Annotated in this window: 14 protein-coding genes; 5 read left to right on the top strand and 9 right to left on the bottom strand. The window is 71.1% G+C overall.

Going from position 1 to position 23956, the window contains the following annotated elements; translation table 11 throughout:
• Nucleotides 1-3 precede the first annotated feature (3 nt).
• On the top strand, nucleotides 4-627 hold the full coding sequence (locus JYK02_RS29165; protein WP_207055934.1) for a chemotaxis protein CheB: 624 nt from the start codon (nucleotides 4-6) through the stop codon (nucleotides 625-627).
• Between the two features lie 31 nt (nucleotides 628-658).
• Complete coding sequence (locus JYK02_RS40540) at nucleotides 659-1774, top strand: response regulator (protein WP_207055932.1); 1116 nt, start codon at nucleotides 659-661, stop codon at nucleotides 1772-1774.
• Here the strand turns inward: JYK02_RS40540 and JYK02_RS29155 are convergent.
• Together JYK02_RS29155 and JYK02_RS29150 are read right to left on the bottom strand one after the other, a co-directional pair.
• Complete coding sequence (locus tag JYK02_RS29155; RefSeq protein ID WP_207055931.1) at nucleotides 1764-2684, bottom strand: metallophosphoesterase family protein; 921 nt, start codon at nucleotides 2682-2684, stop codon at nucleotides 1764-1766. The genes JYK02_RS40540 and JYK02_RS29155 overlap by 11 nt on opposite strands.
• An 84-nt stretch (nucleotides 2685-2768) precedes the next feature.
• A complete protein-coding gene (locus JYK02_RS29150; RefSeq protein ID WP_207055930.1) occupies nucleotides 2769-5711 on the bottom strand; it encodes a choice-of-anchor D domain-containing protein in 2943 nt (980 codons plus the stop codon).
• Nucleotides 5712-6129: 418 nt separating this feature from the next.
• Here JYK02_RS29150 and uvrA point away from each other — a divergent pair, with 418 nt between their 5' ends.
• Nucleotides 6130-9003, top strand: a complete 2874-nt coding sequence (uvrA, locus tag JYK02_RS29145; protein WP_207055929.1) for an excinuclease ABC subunit UvrA — start codon at nucleotides 6130-6132, stop codon at nucleotides 9001-9003.
• A gap of 3 nt (nucleotides 9004-9006) precedes the next feature.
• On the opposite strand, the gene JYK02_RS29140 is transcribed toward uvrA, so the two are convergent.
• The gene (locus JYK02_RS29140; RefSeq protein WP_242589319.1) at nucleotides 9007-10008 is read right to left on the bottom strand and encodes a FadR/GntR family transcriptional regulator; all 1002 of its coding nucleotides are present in this window, start codon (nucleotides 10006-10008) and stop codon (nucleotides 9007-9009) included.
• A 273-nt stretch (nucleotides 10009-10281) separates the two neighbouring features.
• Between JYK02_RS29140 and JYK02_RS29135 the strand changes: the two genes are divergently transcribed.
• Together JYK02_RS29135 and JYK02_RS29130 are read left to right on the top strand one after the other, a co-directional pair.
• A complete protein-coding gene (locus JYK02_RS29135) occupies nucleotides 10282-11316 on the top strand; it encodes a histone deacetylase family protein (RefSeq protein ID WP_207055928.1) in 1035 nt (344 codons plus the stop codon).
• A gap of 40 nt (nucleotides 11317-11356) precedes the next feature.
• The gene (locus JYK02_RS29130; RefSeq protein WP_207055927.1) at nucleotides 11357-12805 is read left to right on the top strand and encodes a POT family MFS transporter; all 1449 of its coding nucleotides are present in this window, start codon (nucleotides 11357-11359) and stop codon (nucleotides 12803-12805) included.
• On the opposite strand, the gene JYK02_RS29125 is transcribed toward JYK02_RS29130, so the two are convergent.
• The 6 genes from JYK02_RS29125 to JYK02_RS29100 all read right to left on the bottom strand — a co-directional run bounded on the left by JYK02_RS29125 (nucleotide 12802) and on the right by JYK02_RS29100 (nucleotide 23955).
• Complete coding sequence (locus JYK02_RS29125) at nucleotides 12802-14931, bottom strand: sensor histidine kinase (RefSeq protein WP_207055926.1); 2130 nt, start codon at nucleotides 14929-14931, stop codon at nucleotides 12802-12804. The genes JYK02_RS29130 and JYK02_RS29125 overlap by 4 nt on opposite strands.
• Nucleotides 14932-14947: 16 nt before the next feature.
• Nucleotides 14948-16114, bottom strand: coding sequence for an FIST signal transduction protein (locus tag JYK02_RS29120; protein WP_207055925.1), 1167 nt, complete (start codon nucleotides 16112-16114; stop codon nucleotides 14948-14950).
• A gap of 126 nt (nucleotides 16115-16240) precedes the next feature.
• The gene (locus JYK02_RS29115; RefSeq protein WP_207055924.1) at nucleotides 16241-17629 is read right to left on the bottom strand and encodes a peptide MFS transporter; all 1389 of its coding nucleotides are present in this window, start codon (nucleotides 17627-17629) and stop codon (nucleotides 16241-16243) included.
• Nucleotides 17630-17801: 172 nt separating this feature from the next.
• Complete coding sequence (locus tag JYK02_RS29110; RefSeq protein ID WP_207055923.1) at nucleotides 17802-20729, bottom strand: ATP-binding protein; 2928 nt, start codon at nucleotides 20727-20729, stop codon at nucleotides 17802-17804.
• Nucleotides 20726-21511, bottom strand: coding sequence for a methyltransferase domain-containing protein (locus JYK02_RS29105; RefSeq protein ID WP_207055922.1), 786 nt, complete (start codon nucleotides 21509-21511; stop codon nucleotides 20726-20728). The genes JYK02_RS29110 and JYK02_RS29105 overlap by 4 nt, the downstream gene beginning before the upstream one ends.
• Entirely contained in the window at nucleotides 21511-23955 is a 2445-nt protein-coding gene (locus JYK02_RS29100) for a PilZ domain-containing protein (RefSeq protein ID WP_207055920.1), read from the bottom strand. Before JYK02_RS29100 ends, JYK02_RS29105 begins: the two co-directional genes overlap by 1 nt.
• Nucleotide 23956: the final 1 nt, after the last annotated feature.

The following is a 23956-nucleotide window of genomic DNA, read 5'->3' as shown; positions in this document are numbered from 1 at the left end:
CCCATGTCCCGTCCGCGCCATCCTTCCGCCCCGCCGCCCGCGACGCGCGTCGACGCCATCGTGCTGGGTGCGTCCGCCGGCGGGGTGGAGGCGCTGTCACGGCTGCTGCCCACGCTGCCCCGCGACTTCCGGCCCGCGCTGCTCATCGTCATCCACATCCCCCGCGGCCACCCCAGCCTGCTGGTGAACGTGTTCACCCCCCACTGCGCGCTGCCGGTGCACGAGGCCGGCGACAAGCAGCCCATCGAGCCGGGGACCGTCTACTTCGCGCCGCCGGACTACCACCTGCTCGTGGACCGGGACGCGCACGGCCCCACGCTCGCGCTGTCCCAGGACGCCCCGGTGCACTTCTCCCGCCCCGCCATCGACGTGCTCTTCGAGTCCGCGGCGGACGTCTACGGCGCGCGCCTGGGCGGCGTCCTGCTGACGGGCGCCAACACGGACGGAGCCCTGGGCCTCCAGGCCGTGCACCGCGCGGGCGGCGTCACGCTGGTGCAAAAGCCTGACACCGCGCGTGTGGCCACCATGCCCGCGGCGGCGCTCGCGGCCGGGCCGGTGGATTTCGTGCTTCCTCTTGAACAGATGCCCGCCGTCTTCCGGGCATGGGGAGATGGCGGTGCTATCTGAGTTGTCCGTCCTCAGCAAGGAGCCCCTGGCCGTGGCCTCCCGGGTGAAGTGCCTGCTCGTCGATGACCTGGAGGAGAACCTCCTGGCGCTCTCCGCCGTGCTGCGGCGTGACGACGTGGAGGTGCACTGCGCCCGCTCCGGCGCGGAGGCACTGGAGCTGCTGTTGCAACACGAGTTCGCGCTCGCGCTCGTGGACGTGCAGATGCCGGAGATGGACGGCTTCGAGCTGGCGGAGCTGATGCGCGGCTCCGAGCGCACGCGCGACGTGCCCATCATCTTCGTCACCGCGGGCACGGGCGACCCCGGCCGCAGCTTCAAGGGCTACGAGGCGGGCGCGGTGGACTTCCTCTACAAGCCGCTGGAGGCGCGCGCGCTGCGCAGCAAGGCGGAGGTCTTCTTCCAGGTGCACCGCCAGAAGCAGCAACTGGCGCAGCAGTTGGACACGCTCGCGGAGACGCTGCGCCTCAACGAGATGTTCACCGCCGTGCTGGGCCACGACCTGCGCAACCCCCTCTCCGCCATCCTCACCGCGGCGGACCTGCTCCAGCGCCGCTCGGACGACGAGGCCGTGAAGAAGACGGCCACGCGGATGATGACCGCGGGCAAGCGCATGGGCCGGATGATTGAAGACGTGCTGGACCTGGCGCGCGCGCGGCTGGCGGGCGGCATCCCGCTGCGCCGGGGGGAGACGGACTTCGGGCAACTGGTGCAGCGCATGGTGCAGGAGCACCAGACGGCGTGGCCCCGCCACCGCATCGAGGTCCAGCAGGACGGCGACCTCGTGGGGGACTGGGACGCGGACCGGCTGGCGCAGGTGGCCTCCAACCTCATCGGCAACGCGCTCCAGCACGGCGACGCCGCGGAGCCCGTGCGCATCCGCGTGGACGGCACGCGCGACGACGCCCTGCGCTTCACCATCACCAACGTGGGCGTCATCCCGCCCCACCAGCTGCCCTTCCTCTTCGACCCGTTCCGGGGCGGCAACCAGCGCCGGGGCCGGGGCGAGGGCCTGGGGCTGGGGCTCTACATCGTCCAGCAGATCATCCACGCGCATCAGGGCGGCGTGGAGGTGCTGTCCGGCACCGGGCCCTACACGGAGTTCCGCGTGGAGCTGCCGCGCAAGGGCGTGGACATCATCAAGCTGTAGCGCCGTTGTCCGCGGGGACGCTGCCCGGCCCGTCCGGCTCCGTGGGCGGCAGCGTGTGCATCCCCCAGCGCTGCCCGGCCTGCCAGGTGGCGACGCCGGACACGCCCCAGCCAGCGCGCTGGGCCTCGCGGCCCTCGAACTCCAGCCAGAAGACGGCGGTGTCCGGCCGGGCCGCCTGGTCCAGGCACGCCACGCGCGACGTCGTGCGCCCGTGCGTCTCCAGCGCCACCGCGAAGGGCTTGTGCGAGTGGCCGCAGAGCACCCACTTCGGGTGCACCGTGTCCACCAGCTTGCGCGTCACCGGGTTGCCAATCCACGGTGACGGCAGGGGGCGCGCGGGGGCCAGGCGCTCGTCGCGGGCCTTCTGCACGATGCCCCGGGGCCACTCGTGCACCAGCAGCAGGTCCACGTCGCGCGCCGAGGCCACCTGCTCCACCTCCGGTGTGCGGAAGTAGCCCGCCTGCTTCGCGGTATCCAGCGACGTGGGCCGCTTCAGCGGCTGGTCGATGAAGCGCGGAGCGTGGATGCCGGACAGGTACGCCACGCGCAGGGGGCCCAGGGTGCGCAGGCCCGCGCGGCCCAGGTAGTGGACGTCCGGCGCCAGCTCCCCGCCCTGGGGCAAGTCGTGCAGCGCCTCGAAGTCCTCGTTGTTGCCGCCAATGAAATACAGCGGCCGCTTCACGCGGCGCACGCCGTCCGCGTACTCGGCGAACTCCGCGGGCATGGCGCGCTTGGCGGCCTTGCGCCGGTGGTCGTCCGCGCGGCGGAAGGCCTCCACGTCCCCCACCGCCAGCACCAGGTCCACGCGCCGGCCGCGCGCCGCTTCCAGCGCGTCCAGCCACGCCTCCACCCGGTGGAAGCGTCCATGGATGTCACCCAGCGCGGCGACGAGGAGGGAGTCCTGCGGCATGGCCCTCACTCAAAGCCTCCCGCCGCGCGCTGTCGAGTCATCCGCCCCCGGCACTTTCCGGTGACGGACGAATGGCCCCCCTGGCTACGGGCAGCCCAGCGGATAGGTGACTTCCACGACGGCGCCGGGAGCCGGGGCGCGGGCGCGCTCGAAGACGACGGCGTTGGCCCGCGCGTCATAGTCCCAGCCGTCCGTCACGGGCACCCCGTCCACCCGGACGGTGATGGCGCCCGGGTCCACGGGCAGCTCCGACAGGGGGAAGGCGCGATTGGGGCCGAAGGCGCTCTCCGACAGCTTCTCCAGCGACGCGGCCCAGTTGGGCGTGCAGATGCTGTCCACCACGCCGTTGAGCTTGTGGGCCAGCTCCATGTAGCGGCTGCCGGAGCTGCTGGACGTGGTGCAGGTGGACAGGTCCTCCGGGCCCACCACCGCGTTGAAGCTCACCTTCGTGGGGTCGTTCCCCTTCAGGGCCAGCAGGTAGGTTTCGTACCAGGGCACCGGCTGCGCGCTGAAGTCCTCCTCGTCCGACAGCACGATGATGGCCAGCTTCGCGTCCTCGCGCAGGAAGCCGCCGTTGCCGTCGTTGGCGTCCGGCGTGCGAGGGTCGTCCAGGTTGTAGAGCAGCGGATCCGACAGCGCGCGGTACGCGGCGTCCAGGCCCTGCTCGTTCCAGTGGCACACGCCCACGTGCGTGTTGATGGCGAAGACGCCGGCCGCGTTGGGCGTCTCCGGCGTGATGATGCGCGGGCTGGAGCCGTCCACGGGGAACAGGCGCCCGTTCTCACCGCCCAGCGCGCCGCCGGGGCACTCGGACCAGCCGCCGGGAGACGGGTCCAGGCCGGTGGTGGTGACGCCGATGCGGTAGTCCACCTGCGCGGCCGTGGCGGCGGAGAGGAACGCCGCGAAGTTCTCCCCCAGGCTCTGCTGCTCCTCCATCATGGAGCCCGAGTTGTCGATGACGAAGAGCACGTCCACGCGCGCCTCCGCCTCCTGGACGAAGCGGTCCGTCTGGTCCGTCTTGTCCAGCCCCCGCCCCACGAGCCCCGCGTTGTAGACGCCGCCATCCTTCAGCGTGAAGCGCACCGTCGCCGCGTCCTCGCCCTCCTCCACCGGCGAGTACTTCGCGGTGAGCTTCACGCGCCCGCCCGCCGGAATCGTGGCCGGCAGCGCGCCGGATACCGCGAACTCCTGGCCCGGCTGCTGGAGCGTCATGCCCGCCACCTTCACGTCCCCCGGACAGTCGTTGTAGGCCATGAACTCGCGGGTGCGCGGACCGCACGCCAGCCGGTTGACGCCGAAGTCCACCGTGGTGGGCTGCACGGAGAAGCACCCCTGCACGCCCCGCCCCACCAGGTTCACCAGCGGGTGGCCGCGCGTGGGGTGGCTCACCCAGCCCTCCGCGAGCCCCTGGAACTCCCCTTCCGAGGACGGCTGGAAGCGCACGACGAGCGTCACCTTCTTGCCGGGCTCCAGCACGCTGTTGGCCAGCGTCGCCGCGCGGAAGGCCGGATCCGACCCCGACGCCAGCTGGAGCGCCGACAGGAAGCACGCCTCGTTGCCGGTGTTGCGCAGCGTGACGCCCAGCGCCACCTCCGAGCCCACCGGCACCTGGCCGAAGTCCAGCACCGAGGGCAGCGAGTACTCGCAAGGCGCGAAGGCGCGGCCCTCGCCCGACAGCTTCACGGCGTCCGTGGCGCTGGAGGTGCGCTGGGTGGAGGTGACGGCCAGCTGCCCACTGCTCACGCTGCCCACGCCCGCCCGGGGACTGAAGGTGACGCCCACCTTCAGCGTGCCCCCGGGCGCCACCGGCTGGCTCGACGGTGGCTGCGCGAGCGTGAAGTAGCCGCCCGCCTGCGTGGTGAGGTGCAGGCCCGTGACGGACGTCTCCTCGCGGCAGTGGTTGTAGAGGGTGACGTCGCGCGTGGCCGTCATCCCGAAGGCCACCGGCCCGAAGGCCAGGTGCTCGGGCCGCACCTCCACGCAGGACGCGCCGCCCTCGCCCGACAGCGTCACCTTGGGGCCGGGCGACGTCGTCTTCGGCTTGCGCACGGACACCTCCACGCGGCCGTCGCGCACCCGCCCGGACGCCACCGGTGTGAAGGCCACGCGCAGCTCCACCACCGCGCCCGGCGGCAGCATGTCATTGGGCAGCGCGGGCGCGCTCACCACCTTGAACACGCCGGAGGGGTCCTCCAAGAGCGACGCGCCCTTGTAGCTGAGCGGTTCGTTGCCCTGGTTGCGCACGGTGATGCGCTCCTCGGCGGTGGCGCCCACCGCGACGCGGCCGAAGTCCACGCGCAGCGGCGTCACCTCCAGCGCGCTGGCCACGCCCATCCCCGTCAGCGTCACCACCGCGGGCTCGCAGCCGTCACAGACGGCCACGTGCAGCGCCGCGTCCGCGTTGCCCAGCCGCACCGGGCTGAAGGCCACCGGCACCTTGCGCGTCTCATGCGGCGCCAGCGAGGACGGCAGCCCCGCCCCCGCGGAGAACTGATCCGCGTCCGCCCCCTCCACCGACAGCACCAGCGGGCTCTCCACGTCGGAGGGGTTGCGCACCGTCACCTCGCGCATCTCCACCAGCCCCAGGTTCACGTTGCCGAAGTCGAGCGCCGTCTCCGGCACCTCCACCAGCGCCTTCACGCCGCGCCCGCTGACGGGCACCTGCGCCGCCGCGCCGCCGGAGGCATCCGTGATGACCTCCAGCTGCCCCTGCACCGCGCCCTCCACGTCGGGCGTGAAGCGCACTTCAATCTCGTGCTCGGCGCCGGCCGTCAGCGTGAAGGGCTCGAAGGCGGGGATGCTCACGTTGGGCAGCGACGAGCGCGCCCCCTCCACGCGGTACGACGCGCGCCCCTGGTTCGCCAGGCGCAGCTTCATCGCCTTGGTGCGGCCCACGGCGGCAGGGCCGAACTCCAGGAGCTCCGGCCGCGCGGCGAAGCCCGTGCGTGCCTGCTGTGAAGTGGGCCGCTCACACGCCGTCCCCGCCGCCACCACCACCGCCAACACCAGCCATCGGAGTCCACGCATACAGAGTCCCGTCCTTCCTACACACGGCACCGGTGTCCCCCCACACAGCCCTGCACGTGGATCCGGTCGGCGTGGAATGGTGCAACCCTGGTGCCTGGACGTCCCAACAAGGCGCCGTCACGCCGCCAACACGGCAAACGGGCGCCCACGCTGGGGCACGGGCTTTAACTGGTAAATCAGGAGATTCCACGTTTCGTGGAAGCGACTGCAAAAGCTTCTAAAACGGTGGATGCCACACCGACCTCTCACCCTCGGGGGCCGTGCGACTTCCAGGGGGTATGAGTGGAGCGCGCAGGACGGCCGCGTGCCCGTCCGGCCGGGGGATGCGGGCGGGCGTGCCGGGTGTTCCTCCAGAACCGCTCCGGGCGTGCGCCTTTGCGTGCACCGGAACACCCTTTCAGTGATAAAGCGCGCCCCCATGTCCGAGCCCGACGTCATTTCCATCCGTGGTGCCAGGGAGCACAACCTCAAGACCGTCTCCCTGGACATCCCGAAGAAGAAGCTCGTGGTGTTCACCGGCGTGTCGGGCTCCGGCAAGAGCTCGCTCGCGTTCGACACGCTCTACGCCGAGGGCCAGCGCCGCTACGTGGAGAGCCTGTCCTCCTACGCGCGCCAGTTCCTGGGGCAGATGGAGAAGCCCCGCTACGACACGCTGCGCGGCCTGTCGCCCACCATCTCCATCGAGCAGAAGGCGGCCAGCAACAACCCCCGCTCCACGGTGGGCACCGTCACGGAGGTGCACGACTACCTGCGCGTGCTCTACGCCTCCATCGGCGTGCAGCACTGCCCCAACTGCGGCCGCAAGGTGGGCAAGCAGAGCGCGCAGCAGATTGTCGATGAGATCATGAAGCTGCCCGCGGGCACCAAGCTCCAGGTGCTGGCGCCCATCGTCACGAACCGCAAGGGTGAGCACAAGGACCTGCTGGCGGAGGCGCAGAAGCGAGGCTTCTCCCGCGCGCGCGTGGACGGCAAGGTGCGCGAATTGGAGGAGCGCATCGAGCTGGACAAGAAGTCCAAGCACGACATCGCGCTCGTCATCGACCGTCTGGTGTTGAAGCCGGACCTGCGCACGCGCCTGACGGACTCCGTGGAGACCGCGCTGCGCGAGGGCAAGGGCACGCTCATCATCACGGATGAGAAGGGCACGCTCGCGTCCGACCGCGTGATGAGCGAGCTGAACGCATGCCCCGCGTGCGGCCTGTCCTTCGGCGACCTCACGCCCGCGTCGTTCTCCTTCAACAACCCGCTGGGCATGTGCACGGACTGCAACGGCCTGGGTACCCGGCCGGAGATGGACGCGGACCTGCTGGTGCCGGACCAGAGCCGCAGCATCCGCGACGGCGCGATTGAGCCGTGGGCCAGCGGCATGAACCGCGGCGAGGGCTGGACGGCGGACTTCGTGGAGAGCCTGGCGGGCGCGTTCAAGATCGACCTGGACGTCCCGTACGCGAAGCTGTCCAAGCGGGAGAAGGACGTCCTGATGAACGGCGTGAAGGGCAAGTCCTTCACCGTCCAGTGGGGCGACAACGGCCAGTACAACATGGAGTGGGAGGGCCTGCTCGCCCGCACCATGCGCAACTTCAAGACGACCACGTCGGAGGCGCGCAAGGCGGAGCTCCAGAAGTACTTCAGCGACAAGCCCTGCCCGTCCTGCAAGGGCGAGCGCCTGCGCCCGGAGAGCCGCGCGGTGAAGGTGCACCAGCGCACGCTGGTGGACCTCAGCCGCATGACCATCACGGAGGCGCGCACCTTCCTGACGCAGCTGGGGCTGAGCGCGCAGGAGGAGAAGATCGCCCAGGAGCTGCTCAAGGAGATCCGCAGCCGCCTGTCCTTCCTGGTGGACGTGGGCCTGGGCTACCTCACCCTGGACCGCACCGCGTCCACGCTGTCCGGCGGTGAGAGCCAGCGCATCCGGCTGGCGTCGCAGATGGGCAGCGAGCTGACGGGCGTCATCTACATCCTGGATGAGCCCTCCATCGGCCTGCACCAGCGCGACAACGGCAAGCTGCTGACCACGCTCAAGCGCCTGCGCGACCTGGGCAACTCCGTTATCGTCGTGGAGCACGACGAGGAGACGATGGAGGAGGCGGACTACCTGGTGGACTTCGGCCCCGGCGCGGGCGAGCTGGGCGGGCAGGTGGTGTCCCAGGGCACGCCCAAGCAGGTGATGGCGGATGAGAAGAGCCTCACCGGCGCGTACCTGTCCGGACGCCAGGAGATCGAGATTCCGGAGACGCGCCGCCCGGTGAATCCCAAGCACCAGATCTCCATCCTGGGCGCGACGGAGAACAACCTGAAGAACGTGGACGCGGACATCCCGCTGGGCATCTTCACGGCCGTCACGGGCGTGTCCGGCGCGGGCAAGTCCACGCTCATCAACGAGATTCTGTACCCGGCCCTGGCGCGAGCGCTCTACGAGAGCCGCGAGCCCATGGGCAAGCACAAGTCCATCAAGGGCCTGGAGCACCTGGACAAGGTCATCGACATCGACCAGCGGCCCATTGGCCGCACGCCGCGCAGCAACCCGGCCACGTACACCAAGGTGTTCGACGCCATCCGTGAAGTCTTCGCGATGACGCCGGAGGCGCGCACGTTCGGCTACGGCCCGGGGCGCTTCAGCTTCAACATCAAGGGCGGCCGCTGCGAGGCGTGCGAGGGCGACGGCGTGAAGCTGGTGGAGATGCACTTCCTGGCGGACGTCTACGTCCCCTGCGAGGTGTGCAACGGCAAGCGCTTCAACGAAGCGACACTGCGCGTGCGCTACAAGGGCAAGAACATCGCGGAGACGCTGGACCTGAGCGTGCGCGAGGCGGTGGACCACTTCGGCGCGCACAAGGACATCATGCGCGTGCTGACGACGCTCACCGACGTGGGCCTGGGCTACCTGCGGCTGGGCCAGCCCTCCCCCACCCTGTCCGGCGGTGAAGCACAGCGCATCAAGCTGGCGCGCGAGCTGGCGCGCGTGGCCACCGGCCGCACGCTCTACATCCTGGACGAGCCCACCACGGGCCTGCACTTCGAGGACATCCGCAAGCTGTTGTCCGTGCTCAACCGGCTGGTGGAGGCGGGCAACAGCGTGCTCGTCATCGAGCACAACCTGGACGTCATCAAGAGCGCGGACTGGCTCATCGACCTGGGGCCGGAAGGTGGCTCGGGGGGCGGCAACATCCTGGCCACCGGCACGCCGGAGGACGTGGCGAAGGTGGAGGCCAGCCACACCGGCCGCTACCTCAAGCACGTGCTGGGCAAGGCGCGCCGGGCCCGCATCGGCAAGCGCGTGGACGCGGCCTGAGCCTCACGAATCAGGTGGCTCCCGGGTCGAAGGCAAGGAAGGCGCCAGAAGCGAGTAACCCTCCAGCCCGGTCGTGGCTGGAGGCGGGTCCTGGGATTCGGGCGTGTTGAGGCCCGCCGCCCGCACGCAGTCATCACCGGGTTCGCGGGGATGACTCTCCGGAACGGATGAAAGCAGCTGAGCTTCGGTGGGCTCGGCGGCGGGTGCGAGGGTTCCGAGGTCACGCTCCTCGACAAGGGGGGGTGCCTCAAGAGGCCCCGCCTGGTGGGGGACTGGCGCAAACCGGTTGAGCACGCCGTCATCGCACGCCTTCATCAGCGTCGGCAGCTGGTGCTGGAGCGCCTGCATGTCGCGCTCGTCCAGGGCATGCATCGCGCCCCGGGCCCACTGGGCCAGGGCTTCGCCGCCCATGAAGGGCAGCAGCCGGGCCCCAATGCCCCTGAAGGCCCGTTGCAGCGATTGGATGAGGAGCAGGTGCCCGGGACGCGCAGCCACCTGGGCCGCCAGCCGCAGCAACTCGAACTCCAACTGGGCGCAGCGCTCTCCGGGGTGCCAGCGCGCCGCGTCCCAGAGCGCGTAGCAGACGGACTCCAACCGGCTCACCTCCGACTCGGAGGCATTCGCGCAGCAGTCGGCCAGGAGCTCCACCAGCACCTGCCGCTTGAGGCTGAAGAAGCCCTCCAGCAGCCGTCGGCCCTCCTCGGAGCGCGCGGCATGCAGCGCCAGACCCAGGTTCTCCAGCGTCAGCGATTCATCCAGGGCTACCGCTCGCGCCTGGCGCCCGGGGTGCTGCACCACCAGGCCCCGTGCCGCCAGCCGCCGCAGGGCCTCGCGCACCGTGCCCCGGCACACGCCATACCAGTGCGCCATCACCCGCTCCGAGGCCAGCCGCCCGTTCCTCGGCAGCCGTCCCAGCGCGATGTCCTGCTCAATCTGATGCTCCACATACGCCACCAGCCCCACCCTCACCATCTCCGCCGCCCTTCTCGCCGATGCTTCGCCCATCCAACCAGACGGGTCTGACATGGACGGGACGAACTGGGGGACCCACCCTCCGGCGCCGGGCGATGCGAACTGGTCCGACTGTCGGACCAGTTGGGCGACGTCGGTCCCGGCGGGCGCGCCCTGCCCGTGGATCCACCTGGGTCTCCGCTCGGGCGCACCGTCGCGGCTGGCCTTCGCGCTCCGTGGGGCCCGCGTGCGGAGGACTTCCAGGCCCCCGAACTCCTGGTGTCCTGCCTACGCTGTCCCCCAGTTCGCGAACGGGAGGAAGGCTCGATGGACGTGGTGCACAGTGCCCTGCACGCAGGACATGACGGCGGGGTGGAGCTTCATCGCGGGCAGCTGGTGCCCTGCTACGAGTGCCCCGCGCGGGTGGACTTCATCGAACAGGCACTGCGGGCGGCGGGCAGTCACACCTGGCTGCCGCCGCGCGACTTCCCGATGGAGCGCCTTCTAAAAATCCACGACGCGGACTTCATCGAGTTCCTGCGCACGGCCTATCCGCGCTGGCGGGCGGAGGGGCGCGACGGCTCCATGCTGCCGAGCGGCTTCCCGGCGCGGGGCCTGCGGCGGGACCGCGTGCCTTCCGGCATCCACGGCGCGATGGGCTATTACGCGTTCGACGCCGGGACGCCCATCGTGCCGGGCACCTGGGAGGCGGCGCTGGCCTCGGCGCACTGCGCGATGACCGCCGCGGCGCTCGTGACCGAGGGCTCGCGGGCGGCCTACGCGCTGTGCCGGCCGCCAGGGCACCATGCCGCGCGCGGGACCTATGGCGGCTACTGCTTCCTCAACAACGCGGCGCTGGCGGCCCAGGGCCTTCGCGACGCGGGCAAGGCGCGGGTCGCGCTGCTGGACGTGGACTACCACCATGGCAACGGCACCCAGGAGATCTTCTGGGAGCGCGACGACGTGCTGTTCATCTCCATCCACGGCACGCCGGACACCGAGTACCCCTACTTCCTCGGGTATGCCGACGAGCGCGGCGCGGGCCGGGGCGAGGGCTACACGCTGAACCTTCCGCTGCAGCGCGGCACGGACTGGGCGGGGTACTCCGCCGCGCTGGCCACGGCGCGGGAGGCCATCCTGGCCTTCGGGGCGGACGCACTGGTGGTGTCGCTGGGCGTGGACACCTACGAAGGCGACCCCATCAGCGCGTTCAAGCTGCGCAAGGAGCACTTCCCGCTGCTGGGAGGGCAGTTGGCCGGGCTGGGGCTCCCCACGGTGCTGGTCCAGGAGGGCGGCTACGCGGTGGAGGACATCGGCCACAACGTGGCGGCCGTGCTGGGCGCGTTCGACGCCGCGGGCTGAGTCGCGCGACCCATACGCACTCCTGCGGTAGGGTGGGGGCATGGCCGAGACCTCGACCGCCCCCACCACCCAGCGCTTCCCGCCCCAGATTCCCTACATCATCGGGAACGAGGCCTGTGAGCGCTTCAGCTTCTACGGGATGCGGAACATCCTCACGGTGTTCTTCATCGACTACCTCTTGCGCACGCAGGTGCCGGAGACAGGGCTGCGGGAGGCGCAGGCCAAGAGCCTGATGCACCTGTTCATGGCGGGGGTGTACTTCTTCCCGCTCATTGGCGGCTACCTGGCGGACCGCTTCTTCGGGAAGTTCCACACCATCTTCGTGCTGAGCCTCGTGTACTGCGCGGGGCACGCGTGCCTGGCGCTCTTCGAGGACAGCGCGAAGGGCTTCTACACGGGCCTGACGCTCATCGCGATTGGCAGCGGCGGCATCAAGCCGTGCGTGTCCGCGATGGTGGGCGACCAGTTCACGGAGAAGAACAAGCACCTGGTGAAGAAGGTCTTCGCCATCTTCTACTGGACCATCAACTTCGGTTCGTTCTTCGCGTCGCTGTTCGTCCCGCTGCTGATGAAGAACTACGGGCCCGCGGTGGCCTTCGGTGTGCCGGGCATCCTGATGTTCCTGGCGACGGTCATCTTCTGGGCGGGCCGCAAGCACTACGTGCTGGTGCCTCCCACGGGCCCGAACCCGCACTCGTTCTTCAAGGTGCTGGGCAGCGCGTTCCGGGGCAAGGACGTGGCGGGCGGCACCTGGCTGGACAAGGCCAGGGCGGAGCACCCGACGGAGGCGGTGGAGGGCGTGAAGGCGGTGTTCCGGGTGTCCGCGCTGCTGCTGCCCTTCGTGCCCTTCTTCTGGATGCTGTTCGATCAGAAGGCGTCCACCTGGGTGGTGCAGGCGCGGTCCATGGACCCGAACGTGGGCGGCATCGTGTTCCAGCCCAGCCAGATGCAGTTCATCAACCCCATGCTGGTGATGCTGCTCATCCCCTTCCTGACGGCCGTGGTGTACCCGGCCTTCCAGCGCGCGGGCTGGGAGCTGACGCCGCTGCGGCGCATGCCCATGGGGCTCATCATCGGCGCCGCGTCGTTCGTCATCGCGGGCTTCTTCCAGGTGGCGATGGAGGGCGGGACGACGCTGAACATCGCGTGGCAGCTGTTGCCGTACATCGTGCTGACGGTAGCGGAGATTCTCGTGTCCACCACGGGCCTGGAGTTCGCGTACACGCAGGCGCCCCGGGAGATGAAGGGCACCATCCAGAGCGTGTGGCTGGTGACGAACACGCTGGCGAACGTGGCGGTGGCCATCGCCGCGGCGCTCAACGTCTTCACGGGCTCCGCGCAGTTCTTCTTCTACGCGGCCCTGGCCGCCGTGGCCGGCGTGGGCATGGCGCTGGTGGCCCGCAAGTACGTCGTGCGGGACTACTACCAGACGGACGCACAGGCCCCCATGGACGGCCGCAACCCCGCGGTGGAGCCGAAGCCGGCCTAGAGCCCGTCGTGCAGGGTCGGGTCCGCGGCGGGGGCCGCGTGGGGACCGTAGCGGGGGAGCTCCACCGTGAAGGTGGCTCCCTGCCCCGCCTCGCTTTCGACGCGGACCGAGCCCCCCAGCCGCTCCACGAGCTGGTTCACGATGTGGAGGCCCAGGCCCAGGCCTCCGTAGTGGCGCGAGGACACGGCGCGCTCGAAGGCCCGGAAGATGCGCACCTGCCGCTCCGCCGGGATGCCGATGCCCTGGTCCCGCACCTCCAGCCGCGCCATCTCCGCGTCCCCCTCCACGCGGAGCGCGATGGGCCTTCCCTCCCCGTACTTGATGGCGTTCGAGAGCAGGTTGGTGACGATCTGATCCAACCGCGACCGGTCCCACATGCCCGGCACCGCCGTGTCGGCGTGGACCTGGAGCCGGGTCCCCGACGTGGCCAGCTCCGGGGCGAAGCGCGCCGCGACGTCCCGGACCAGCGCGGCGAGGTCCACCTCCTCGAACTCCAGCTCCAGCCGCCCGGCGTGGATGCGCGAGACGTCCAGCAGCGTGTTGACGAGCTTCGCCATCCGCTTCGCCTGCCGCTCGATGACCTCCAGCGCGTGGGTCACCGTCTCCACCGGTGAGGTCCGCAGCGCGCCCGTCCGGGCCAGGCGCATCAGCCCCTGCACCGACAACTGGAGGGACGTGACCGGCGTCTTCAGCTCGTGCGAGGCGATGGAGAGGAACTCGTCCCGCAGGCCGATGGCCAGCTGGGCCTGCTGATAGAGCCGGGCGTTGTCCATGGCCATCGCCGCGCGGCGGGCCAGCTCCTGCGCGAGCGCGACATCCGCCGGGACATACCGTCCGCTGCCCTCCAGGCGCGCGAGGGTGAGCGTGCCGAGCGCATGCTCCCGCGCGAGCAGCGGCACGGAGATGCGCGACGGGAAGTCGATGAACTCGGCCAGGTCCTGACCCTCCCGGACGCTCCGCGCGGACGAACTGGCGCGCAGCGCTTCGGAGCGGGCCTCGGTGAGCCGCTGGGCGGAGTGGCTCCCGTCCAGGACCTCCACCGCGCACCAGTCCGCGAACCGCCGGACGGTCAGCGCAGCCACGCTGCGCAGCGCGTCCTCGGGTGCGAGCGAGCCGTCGAGCAACCCGGAGGCCTCCGCCAGGAGCGCGGACCGCCCCTCCTGCTCCTCGGCCCGGGCGCGCGCCTGCTGCTCGCGCTGGAAGGTCTGGTCGCGCTCCTGTTCGGTCCGGCGGTGCTCGGTGATGTCGATGCCGGTGCCGATGACGTACTCGATGGTCCCCGACACGTTCCGCAGGACGTTGCTGGACCAGGAGATGAGGCGGCGCTCTCCCTTCCGGGTCAGCCAGTGGTTCTCGTACTGCTCGTGCCCCAGCCCCGCCGCGAGCACGGCGAAGTGCAGCTCCACGATCCCCGCCTCCTCGGGTGGCAGCAGCCGCGTCCAGAAGCGGTCACCGCGCAGCTCCTCGAAGGAGTAGCCCGTCACCTCCTGGCACGCCCGGTTGAAGCGGACGATGCGGCCTTCCGGATCCAGGACGACGACCAGGGCGCGGGCCGTGTCCAGGACCGTGGAGCTGAAGTCCCGCTCGTGCTGGAGCGCGCGCTCGCTCTCCAGGGTCCGCGCGAAGAGCTGCCGGTGGATGAGCGCGGTGCGGAGCACGCCGCCCAGCCGCTCCACCATGCCCTGGTACTGGCGCGGCAGACGCGGCTCGCGGTCGAAGTACAGCAGCAGCACGCTGACGGGGGGCACCGCGCCATGCCCGGCGTCGTCGATGGGCACCGACCAGCGCACGAGCCCCGGTGAAGCCAGCTCCGGATAGGGCAGCTCCACGCGCAGGGGGCCGGGCTCGCGCGGGTACCTTGGCAGCAGCCGTGGAATCGGGAGCTGGCGGGAGGCCGGGGACAGTCCGCTCGCGCCCAGCAGGCCCACCTGCCCTCCCGGATCCGACTGGAACCAGAGCGCGACCGCGCAGCCCAGCCGCTCCGCGACGCGGTCCAGGAAGTCGTCCGCGGGCTTGTCCGGATCCAGGAGGTCAAGCGCCGCGACGGTGAGCTCCTGGAGCACGCTCAGCAGCGCGAGGCGCTCCTCGGTGAGCTTGTGCTCCGCGTCCGCGCCGTGGTCCTCCATGCGCCACCTCGTCCCCTTACCCCGGCAGCGCGACCACCACCGCTGTCTTGTTGTGGAACTGGGGAACCCCGCCCCCCATGGCCCCCACCTCGCCCAGCGTCAGACAGCCCACGACCGGCACGCCCGCGCCGAGCGCGTCCTGGAACCGGGAGAGTTCGTCTCGGACGCCGTCCTCCAGCAGCAGGTAGCGGGAGACACAATCGAACACCATCGCGCCGCCCAGCGCGCCGGAGGTGGCCTCCCGGGCCAGGGTGGCGGCGCTGGCCGCGGCGCCGAGCAAATCCGTGCGCTTGCCCTCCATGACGCGGACCAGGGAGCCGTCCGGAATCTCGGCGATGAAGCGGACCGAGCCGTCGGAGTCGACGGACAGGGGGTCGCGGATCACGAACTCGCCATTGGCCTGGGGAATCCCCAGCGGGTGGGTCATCGCGAAGCGGACGAAGCTGCGCACGTCCAGGGCGTCGCCCCGGCTCGCGGCCGTGCGCCGGTAGACCTCGAAGGCGTTCTCGTAGTCGAGCTCGATGGCGACCGCGCCCCGGGCCTTCGTGACCTGCGAGGGGGGCCCATACGGATACCAGCCGTGCTGGATGCCCACGCCCAGGGGCTCCCGGGTGTCGAAGGCAATCACCACCACCCGGTCCTGGTAGGCGTGGCCTTGCGCGAACTGGGCCGTCTTCACGAACCGGAGGTTGTTGCCCGCGCCGCCCCCCGCCCAGCGGATGCCCGCGCCCGCCTCCTGCTGGGCCCCGCGCACGACCTCCGTCGAGTTGCCGCTCAGCGCGTCCGGCAGGACGATGAGCGCACGCCGGTGTCCGGACGGCTTGGGAGGCAGCTTGCTCACGGCCTCGGCCACCGCCGCGCGCCCGGCCTCCCGCGGGCGCTCGCTGACGGGCCCGCCCATCCCCACGCCAACGCGGAAGTCGTCGCCAATGAAGAGCGCGATGACCAGCCCCTGGAGCAGCAGCTCGGTTCCCGCGAAGACGCCCGCCGCGCAGCACCCGGCCCAGGGGATGTCCCCCAGCTCCTCGCGGACCGCGGACGCCAGCGCCACCGCGTCGTACTGGTCCGTGCACAGGACGAGGGCGAAGGTGGGGGCAACCGCGCCCCGCAGCGCCTCCTGGCCCGCCTCCCGCGCGGCGGTGGCGCAATCCGGTGAGTGGCTCTTTCCAATCTGGATCCGCATGGGGCTCCAGAATCGATACTCACGCGGAAGCGGGCGTGCAGGGCCCGCATGGCCGCCACGAAAAACGCCGGAGCACCCAGCGGGCGCTCCGGCGTACGGACTTCGAAAGGGGCTGCCCCCTCCGGCTCAGGTGGCCGGGTGGACGGTGCCTTCCTGGTGGGCGGGCGTCGCCGCGGGCGTCACTTCGTCCGTGCCGTGCATCATCCGCTTCAGCATGGGGGCGAGGAACAGCAGGATGACGCCCGCCAGGCCCGCGCCGATGACGATGGTGAGGAACACGCTGAACTCACCCATCTTCTCCGAGTAGCCGCCCAGCACGCCGGACAGCTTGTTGGCCACCGCGTTCGCCAGGAACCACACGCCCATCATCGCGGAGGTGACGCGCTGGGGCGCCACCTTGCTGACCATGGAGAGGCCCACCGGCGACAGGCACAGCTCGCCCATGGTGTGGAAGAGGTACGCCATGATGACCCACCACGCCGCCGCCTTGCCGTCCGCCGCGCTCTCCTTGGAGGCGCCCAGCATGAACGCGAAGCCCACGGACAGGAAGATGAGCCCCAGGGACATCTTCACCGGGATGCTCAGGTCCTTGCCCTTCGCCGCCAGCGAGCTCCACACCGCGGCGAACACCGGCGCCAGCGTCACGATGAAGACGGAGTTGAAGTTCTGGAACCAGGTGGTGGGGACCTCCCAGCCGAACATGGAGCGGTCCACCTTCTGGTCCGTGTAGAGGTTCATCAGGCCGCCGGCCTGCTCGAAGCCCGTCCAGAACGCGACCACGAACAGCGCGATGATGAAGATGACGATGATGCGGTCCCACTCCTCGCGGGAGAAGGCGTGGTGCTTGCCGTCCGGCGTCGTCGTCTGCGCCTCGGTGGGGCGCGGCGCGGGCGCCAGGCCCACGTTGCCCAGGAACTTGTGCGCCAGCGCCACGAAGATGATCAGGCCCAGCGTCATGCCCACGCCGGCGGAGCCGAAGCCCCAGTGCCAGCCCACGCGCTCACCCAGCGTGCCGCAGATGAAGTTGCCCAGCACCGCGCCCAGGTTGATGCCCATGTAGAAGATGGTGAAGGCACCGTCGCGCCGGCCGTCACCCGCGGGGTACAGCCCGCCCACCATGGTGGAGATGTTCGGCTTGAAGAAGCCGTTGCCGATGATGAGGAAGCCCAGGCCCGCGTAGAAGATGGAGATGCCGGGTAGGGCCAAGAGCAGGTGGCCAATCACCATCAGCGCGCCGCCCAGCATCACCGCCTTGCGCTGGCCGATGAAGCGGTCCGCGATGTAGCCGCCAAGAATCGGCGTCAGGTACACGAGGCCGGTGTACGTGCCGTAGAGGCCCAGGGCATCCGCGGTGGACCAGCCAAAGCCGCCCCGCACCTTGTCGGTGAGGAAGAGCACCAGCAGGCCGCGCATGCCGTAGTACGACATGCGCTCCCACATCTCGGTGGCGAACAACAAATACAGGCCCGGGGGATGCCCCTTGCGGGCCTCGCCCGCGGCGACGGTGCTTTGCATGCCGTGAGTTCCTCGAACGGATTTCTGGGAGGGGAAACGAAAAGTCGCGCGACTGTAACAGGAGTCACGCCTTGGGCGAGGACAGAGGACACCCCGCGTCCTTGGGAATTCCCGTCCCCTGCGCGAGCGGCCCGTCAGCCCCCCGCGCCCTCCCATTTCGTGGCCGGGCGCGTCAGCCGATGCGCCGCGACCACCGGCCGCGACTCGCACCCGTGGTGGGGGTGGAGGCCAGGGGCTCCGCGTGCGCCGGACGCAAGGGCAGCCGCACCTCCACCCGCGTGCCCTTGCCCATCTGGCTGGTGATGAGGATGCGCCCGCCATGCTGCAGGACGATGCGGCGGCTGAGCGCCAGGCCCAGGCCGGTGCCCTCGCCCGCCGCGCGCGTGGAGAAGAAGGGCTGGAAGAGCCGCTCCAGGTCCTCCGGCCGGATGCCCACGCCGGTGTCCACGATGGTGACGAGCGCCTCGTCGCCCTGCTGCGCCGTCTCCACCTGCACGCGGCCGGTGTCGCCCACCGCGCGCACGGCGTTGTCCAGCAGGTTGAGCCACACCTGGTTGAGGGTGCCGGGGTCGCCCCAGATGGGCTCCGCGCACTGGTACGTGCGCTCCACCACGACGCCCGGCGGGATGCGCCAGCCCAGCACGCTGAGCGTGGAGTCGAGCGCCGCGTCCAGCCGCACCGCCACGGGCTTCTCCGCCGTGCGCACGAAGGACAACAGCGACTCCGCCAGGTGGCGGATCCGCTGACCGCACTCCTCCATCACCTCCAGCATCGCCGGGCCCAGGTTGGGGTCGCCGCCCGTCTGCTTCCCCTGCACGACGTCCTTGAGCGGGATGAGCGCGTTCATCAGCCCGTTGAGCGGGTTGCGGACTTCGTGCGCGAAGCCGGAGGTGAGCAGGCCGATGGCCGCCAGCCGCTCGTTCTCCGCCGCGCGCACGGCCGCCTCGCGCAGGCGCAACTGCGTCTCCACGCGCGCCAGCAGCTCGCGCGGGCTGAAGGGCTTGCCCAGGTAGTCATTGGCGCCCGCGCCCAGGGCCTCCACCTTGGCGGACACCTCCTGGCGCGCGGTGAGCAGGATGACGGGCAGGTCCACCGTCTGCGCGTGGGAGCGCAGCTGCGCCAGGAGGTTCAGGCCGGACAGCACCGGCATCATCACGTCCGACACCACCAGGTCCGGCCGCTCCTCCAGCGCGCGGCGCACGCCCTCTTCGCCGTTGGTGGCCTCCAGCACGCGGTAGCCCGGCGCGAGGATGTCCGCGATGAAGGCGCGGATCTCCGCGTCGTCCTCCACCACCAGGATGCGCGGGGCCTTCGCGTCCGCGCGCGTGTGGTCCTGCGGCTCCGTGGGGCGCTGCGCCCCGGCGACGGTGGCGGCCAGCACGGTGGCGAAGCGGCCGGAGCTGCGGCGCTCGCGGCGCGTGGGCAGGTCCGTGGCGCGGCGCTCGCGCAGGTCCTCGCGCAGGTGCTGCGTGCCCTTGGGCAGCCGCACGCGGAAGCTGCTCCCCTGCCCCGGCGTGCTCGACACCTCGATGCCGCCCGAGTGCAGCTCCAGCGTCTCCTTCACCAGCGCGAGTCCGATGCCGCTGCCCCCGAAGCGCCGCGTGCCGGACGTGTCCGCCTGGGCGAAGCGGTCGAAGATGACGGCCAGGTCCGCGGGCGCCATGCCCTGCCCGGTGTCCACCACCTCCACGTGCACGTCCGTGTCGTCCTCCCGCACGCGCACCGTGATGGTGCCGCCGGACGGCGTGAACTTGAGCGCGTTGGAGACCAGGTTGTGGAACACGCCTTCGATGCGCTCCGAGTCCACGTGCACCGGGGACACCGGCCCGCCCTCCAGCGTGAGCGTCAGCCCCTGCTTCTCCGCCACGGTGCGGAAGGGCAGCAGTTGCGAGGACAGGAACGCGTGCAGCTCCAGCGGCTGGTAGCGCAGGCGCACCTTGCCCGCCTCCAGCTGGGCCAGGTTGAGCAGGTTGTCGATGAGGCGCAACAGCCGCTGCGTGCTGCGGTCCAGCGTCACCAGGTGCTGCCGCACCACGGTGGGCAGCGACTCCGGCTCCTTCTGGAGCGCGTCCAGGGACAGCAGGATGAGCGTGAGCGGCGTGCGCAGCTCGTGGCTCACGTTGTCGAAGAACTCCGTCTTCAGCCGGTCCTGCTCGCGCTGCTTGACGAGCGCCGCCTCCAGCTTCGTGTTGGCCTCCGACAGCTCGCGCGTGCGCGCCGCGACGCGGTCCTCCAGGGCCACGTTGCTGCCGAAGACCTCGTCGTAGCGCTGCTGCAATTCGCGCAGCGAGCCCATGTTCGCCTGGGCCTGCGCCGCGAGCAGCTCGTCCTTGCGCTTGAGCTCGCGCCGCCGGTCCAGCCAGCCGCCCAGCGCGAAGCCGGCCACGCTCAGCGACGCCACGGAGAAGAGCGCGTCGCCCCAGCCCAGGTGCGTGGCCAACAGGCCGCTCACCATGCCCAGGAGCAGGCCCAGGTAGTGGCCCCAGAGCGTGGGCGGGTCGGTCCACGTCAGGTGGTAGCGGCACGCCTCGCCGCCCAGCACCTGGCACTCCGTCTCGCGCACCTCCGCGGGGGCCAGGCCCCAGATGGTGGGGAAGGACGCGAACTGGCCCATGCGCAGCTCGCAGATGTTGCGGTTCTGCTCCGGGATGCTGCTGCGGTAGGACAGCTTGAGCCGCTTGTGCTCCAGCAGGTCCACCGCGAACGTCCCCACCCGGTTGTAGCTGGGGGAGAAGTCGATGGTCTGTTTGTAGCAGGCCTTGGGCGAGCCAAAGGCGCGCAGCATGTAGAAGACGAAGCCCAGCGCCTGCGGCGACGCGGTGAACAGGCCCGCCTCGCGCATGAAGCGCGAGTCGCCGGACTCCTCGCGCAGCGCCGCCGCCACGCGCTCCAGGAAGCGCAGCGAGACGTAGTTGGTGGGCTGGCGCATGTACTCCAGGCCCAGGGTGAAGCCGTGGTCGCGCCACACCTTGGCCAGCCGCTCCGCGCCGTAGCGGTGCTCGAAGTAGAGCAGCAGCGTGGACGTGGCGCGGACGCTCACCTCGGGGGCGTTGTCCGGTGACACGTCCTGGACCTTTACCGCCGGCAGGCGTGCGGTCACGGTTTCGTTCCTTCGGTGACCAGCGTCACCGCGTACTTCAATCCCTCCGGGTCCTCGAGCATGGCCAGGAAGTCGTCGCAGTGCGACTGGTAGGCCGCCTGGCTGCCGAAGGCCGCCGCGCCCACCGGCGCCAGGGCCTCGAAGCGCGTCTTCCAGTCGCGCACAAGCCGCGCCTCCGCCGCGCCGGAAGAGAGGTAGAAGGGCATCAGGTGCACGCGCACGTCGGCGAGGCCCGCGCGGCGGAACTCGGAGAAGAGCTTGCGGCCCACGTACAGGTCGAAGCCGCGCGTCGCCAGGGCCTCCACGATGCGCTGGGTGCCCGCGCGCAGGTGCTCCGGGAAGGGCCAGTTCTGGAAGCCCAGCCCGTCGATGTCGGACACCACCACGCGCCCCCCGGGCCGCGTCACGCGGATGAGCTCCGCGAGCGCGACGTGCCGGTCCGGCAGGTACTCGAAGACGTACTGGCTCCACGCGTAGTCGAACGCGTCCGGCGGCAGGCCCGTGGTGCGCACGTCCGCCCGGAGGAACGTCAGGTGCGGCCGGTGGGCGTTGCGCGCCCGGGCCTCCGCGACGCGGCCCTCGTGCAGGTCCACGCCGGTGACGTGGCCGCCCTCCCCCACCAGCTCCGCCATCAGCTCCGCGATGCCGCCGGGGCCACAGCCGGCGTCGAGCACCCGGTCCCCCGGCTTGAGGCCCGTGCGGCGGAGCACGGCGCGCGTGTCCTGGGACTGCTCCTGTTCCAGCAGGCGGCGGGACTCGTCCGCGGATTCCATCAGGTACATCACCGCGCCTCCTGGTTCGGAACCTGCGCCGCGGCCGGCACGGCGGCCCGGTGCTTCGTCTTGCGCATGGGCATCTGCCGCTCGAACAGCGAGCGCCACGCCTCGCACCAGCGGCGCACCATGGAGCGGTGGAAGGTCCACTCGGAGAAGCGGCCCTGGTCCACGAAGCCCAGCTCGCGCAGCACCGGCACGTCCAGCGCGTCCACCAGCCCCAGCGCCGAGCGCCGGCCCCGCTCGCGCGCGTGCGCCATGCACCGGAGCGCCAGCGCCGTCACCGCGGCCTGCGCTCGAGGGTGCTCCCGGTCCGGCACCACGAGGTTGAAGCCGTTGGTGACCTCGATGAGGCTCAGGCCCGGCGTGGCCTCGTCCTGGAGCGCGAGCGCGAGCGGCCCCGATTCGCCTTCCACCACGAACATCCGCCGCTCCCGGTGCAGTCCCGCCGCCCGGAAGCGCTCACCCAGGACGGCCTCCGCGCCAGGGTCCGCGCGCAGGTCCTCGCTGAGCAGGCGCACCATCTCCCCCCGGCGGCGCAGGTACGACTCCAGCCACTGGCGGTCCTCCGGGCCCGCCTCGCGCACGGAGGGCAGCGCCGTCAGGTCCCCGGCGGACTTCTGGGCCAGGTCCGCGCGCAGGTAGTGGAACTGGCGCAGGTGGCACAGCCCCTGGCCCTCCAGCACGCGCGCCAGCCACGTGCCCAGCCGGTGCGGCCAGCGGTTGTCGGTGCGCCACATGTAGCGGATGAACTCCACGTCCTCCATCGCCTCGCCGACCTCCACCGCGAGCGACGTGAGGTCGTTGGAGACCTGCTCGCTGCGGCGGAAGCCGGGCATCACGGCCAGGTGCTGCACCAGCCATGTGCCGGAGTACATGCGCAGGCCGTTGACGTGCCCCAGCAGCCGGTGTGAATCCGTGAAGACGAGCGAGCGCCCCAGCTCCCGCGCGCGGCTCAGCCGCTCGTGCGTGGCCTCCAGCACGGGCAGCACGCGGGACTCCTCGCCGAAGGGGTGGTCCGGGTGGAACGTGTAGTGGGCGTCCTCCATCATCCGCCACAGGTCCGGGAAGCGGAACACCGCGCCGTCGCGCACCTGCGGCGCCCGCGCGGACACGAACGCGTCCACGATGGCGTCGCGCACCGCGCGCGGCATGTCCAGGATGCGCACGCCGCAGCGGTAGGGGCGCAGGCGCTGATCATGCCGCGACTCGAAGGGGACCACGTCCACCGAGCGCACCTCCACGCGGCACGCCACCTCCGAGCCATCCGGGAGCAGCAGCGTGGTGTCCAGGTGCGAGCCCACGGGCAGCACCTCGCACGACGCGTCGATGGGGAAGGCGAACCCGCGCGCGCCCAGGTCCAGCACCGCGCGGGTGATGCGCTGGCCGCTGAACGGCGAGGTGAAGCGCACGAGGAAGCGGTGGTGCGCGCTGGGGCGGAAGCGCTGCTGCCCGCGCCGGTTCTCCACCGCCAGCGCGCGGGGCATCCCCAGGGCCACGCCGTCATGCCCGACGTGGAGCATGCTGGTGACGCCCCGGTAGCGCTGGCCGCCCATCTCGAAGGACAGGTGGACCACCTCTCCCACGCTCGCGGGCAGCGCCTGGGACACCCGCCCGCGCAGCAGGCCGCGCTCGTCGCACGACTCCACCGTGGCGGACTCCAACCGGAAGTGCGCCGTCTGGCTGTCCGGCGGGTGCAGCCACACGGGCAGCTCGCGCCGCAGCGCCTTGCGCAGCGCGGCCTGCACCGCCACCGCGTCCCTCAGCGTGCGCGGCGGGGCGGCCGTGGTCTCCTCCGGGGCGGGCCGCCAGGAGATGCCCACGCGCAGGAACGCGTGCGCCCCCTGCTGCACGGGGGTGGCGTGGCGCACGTAGGCGCGGGCCACGTGCAGCACCGGCCGGCCGTCGCGCACCATGGACAGCGAGTCCAGGGGCGTGCCCGGAAGGAAGGCCGCCATCAACGCGTCCATGGGCACCAGGAGCGCCGCGCCGAAGTGGCCCAGGTCCTGGCACTCCGCGCTGAAGGGCCGGTCGCGCAAGAGGAAGTCCACGCGCATGCCGGCGTCCAGCACCACGCGCGTGGAGGCGCGCAGCTGGAGGATGTCGCGCAGCCGCGTGCTCAGTTCGCCTTCGCTGAGCGCGTCATCCACCGTGCTGAAGACGTGCCCCTCCGCGGCCGTCTCCACCAGCTCCTCCAGGCCGTGCTGATCCGACCGCGCGCAGACGAACACGCAGACGGCCTCCGGCGCGGCGCGGTCCACGTGGCGCAGGAAGCGTCGCGCGTTGTCCGCGGGCGCGATGATCAGCGTGGGCACGGATGCCTCCATGCGCCGCGTGGCTTCCAGCTGTGAGCCCACCACCGAGACCCGGTGCGCTCCCAACGCGGACTTCAGCGCGTTGCGGCGCAGCTCGTTGGGGTGGACGATGAGGACTTCGTGAGTCGGCACGCTCATG

The organism is Corallococcus macrosporus (assembly GCF_017302985.1).
In the GTDB taxonomy this organism is placed as follows: Bacteria; Myxococcota; Myxococcia; order Myxococcales; family Myxococcaceae; genus Corallococcus; species Corallococcus macrosporus_A.
Note: the sequence above shows the minus strand (reverse complement) of the source record. Positions and strands in the feature narration are given on the sequence as shown.

Coding starts and splice junctions, on each gene's coding strand:
- JYK02_RS29165 (WP_207055934.1), top strand. CDS start 4: ATGTCCCGTCCGCGCCATCCTTCCGCCCCGCCGCCCGCGACGCGCGTC.
- JYK02_RS29155 (WP_207055931.1), bottom strand. CDS start 2,684: ATGCCGCAGGACTCCCTCCTCGTCGCCGCGCTGGGTGACATCCATGGA.
- JYK02_RS29150 (WP_207055930.1), bottom strand. CDS start 5,711: ATGCGTGGACTCCGATGGCTGGTGTTGGCGGTGGTGGTGGCGGCGGGG.
- uvrA (WP_207055929.1), top strand. CDS start 6,130: ATGTCCGAGCCCGACGTCATTTCCATCCGTGGTGCCAGGGAGCACAAC.
- JYK02_RS29140 (WP_242589319.1), bottom strand. CDS start 10,008: ATGGGCGAAGCATCGGCGAGAAGGGCGGCGGAGATGGTGAGGGTGGGG.
- JYK02_RS29135 (WP_207055928.1), top strand. CDS start 10,282: ATGGACGTGGTGCACAGTGCCCTGCACGCAGGACATGACGGCGGGGTG.
- JYK02_RS29130 (WP_207055927.1), top strand. CDS start 11,357: ATGGCCGAGACCTCGACCGCCCCCACCACCCAGCGCTTCCCGCCCCAG.
- JYK02_RS29125 (WP_207055926.1), bottom strand. CDS start 14,931: ATGGAGGACCACGGCGCGGACGCGGAGCACAAGCTCACCGAGGAGCGC.
- JYK02_RS29120 (WP_207055925.1), bottom strand. CDS start 16,114: ATGCGGATCCAGATTGGAAAGAGCCACTCACCGGATTGCGCCACCGCC.
- JYK02_RS29115 (WP_207055924.1), bottom strand. CDS start 17,629: ATGCAAAGCACCGTCGCCGCGGGCGAGGCCCGCAAGGGGCATCCCCCG.
- JYK02_RS29105 (WP_207055922.1), bottom strand. CDS start 21,511: ATGTACCTGATGGAATCCGCGGACGAGTCCCGCCGCCTGCTGGAACAG.
- JYK02_RS29100 (WP_207055920.1), bottom strand. CDS start 23,955: ATGAGCGTGCCGACTCACGAAGTCCTCATCGTCCACCCCAACGAGCTG.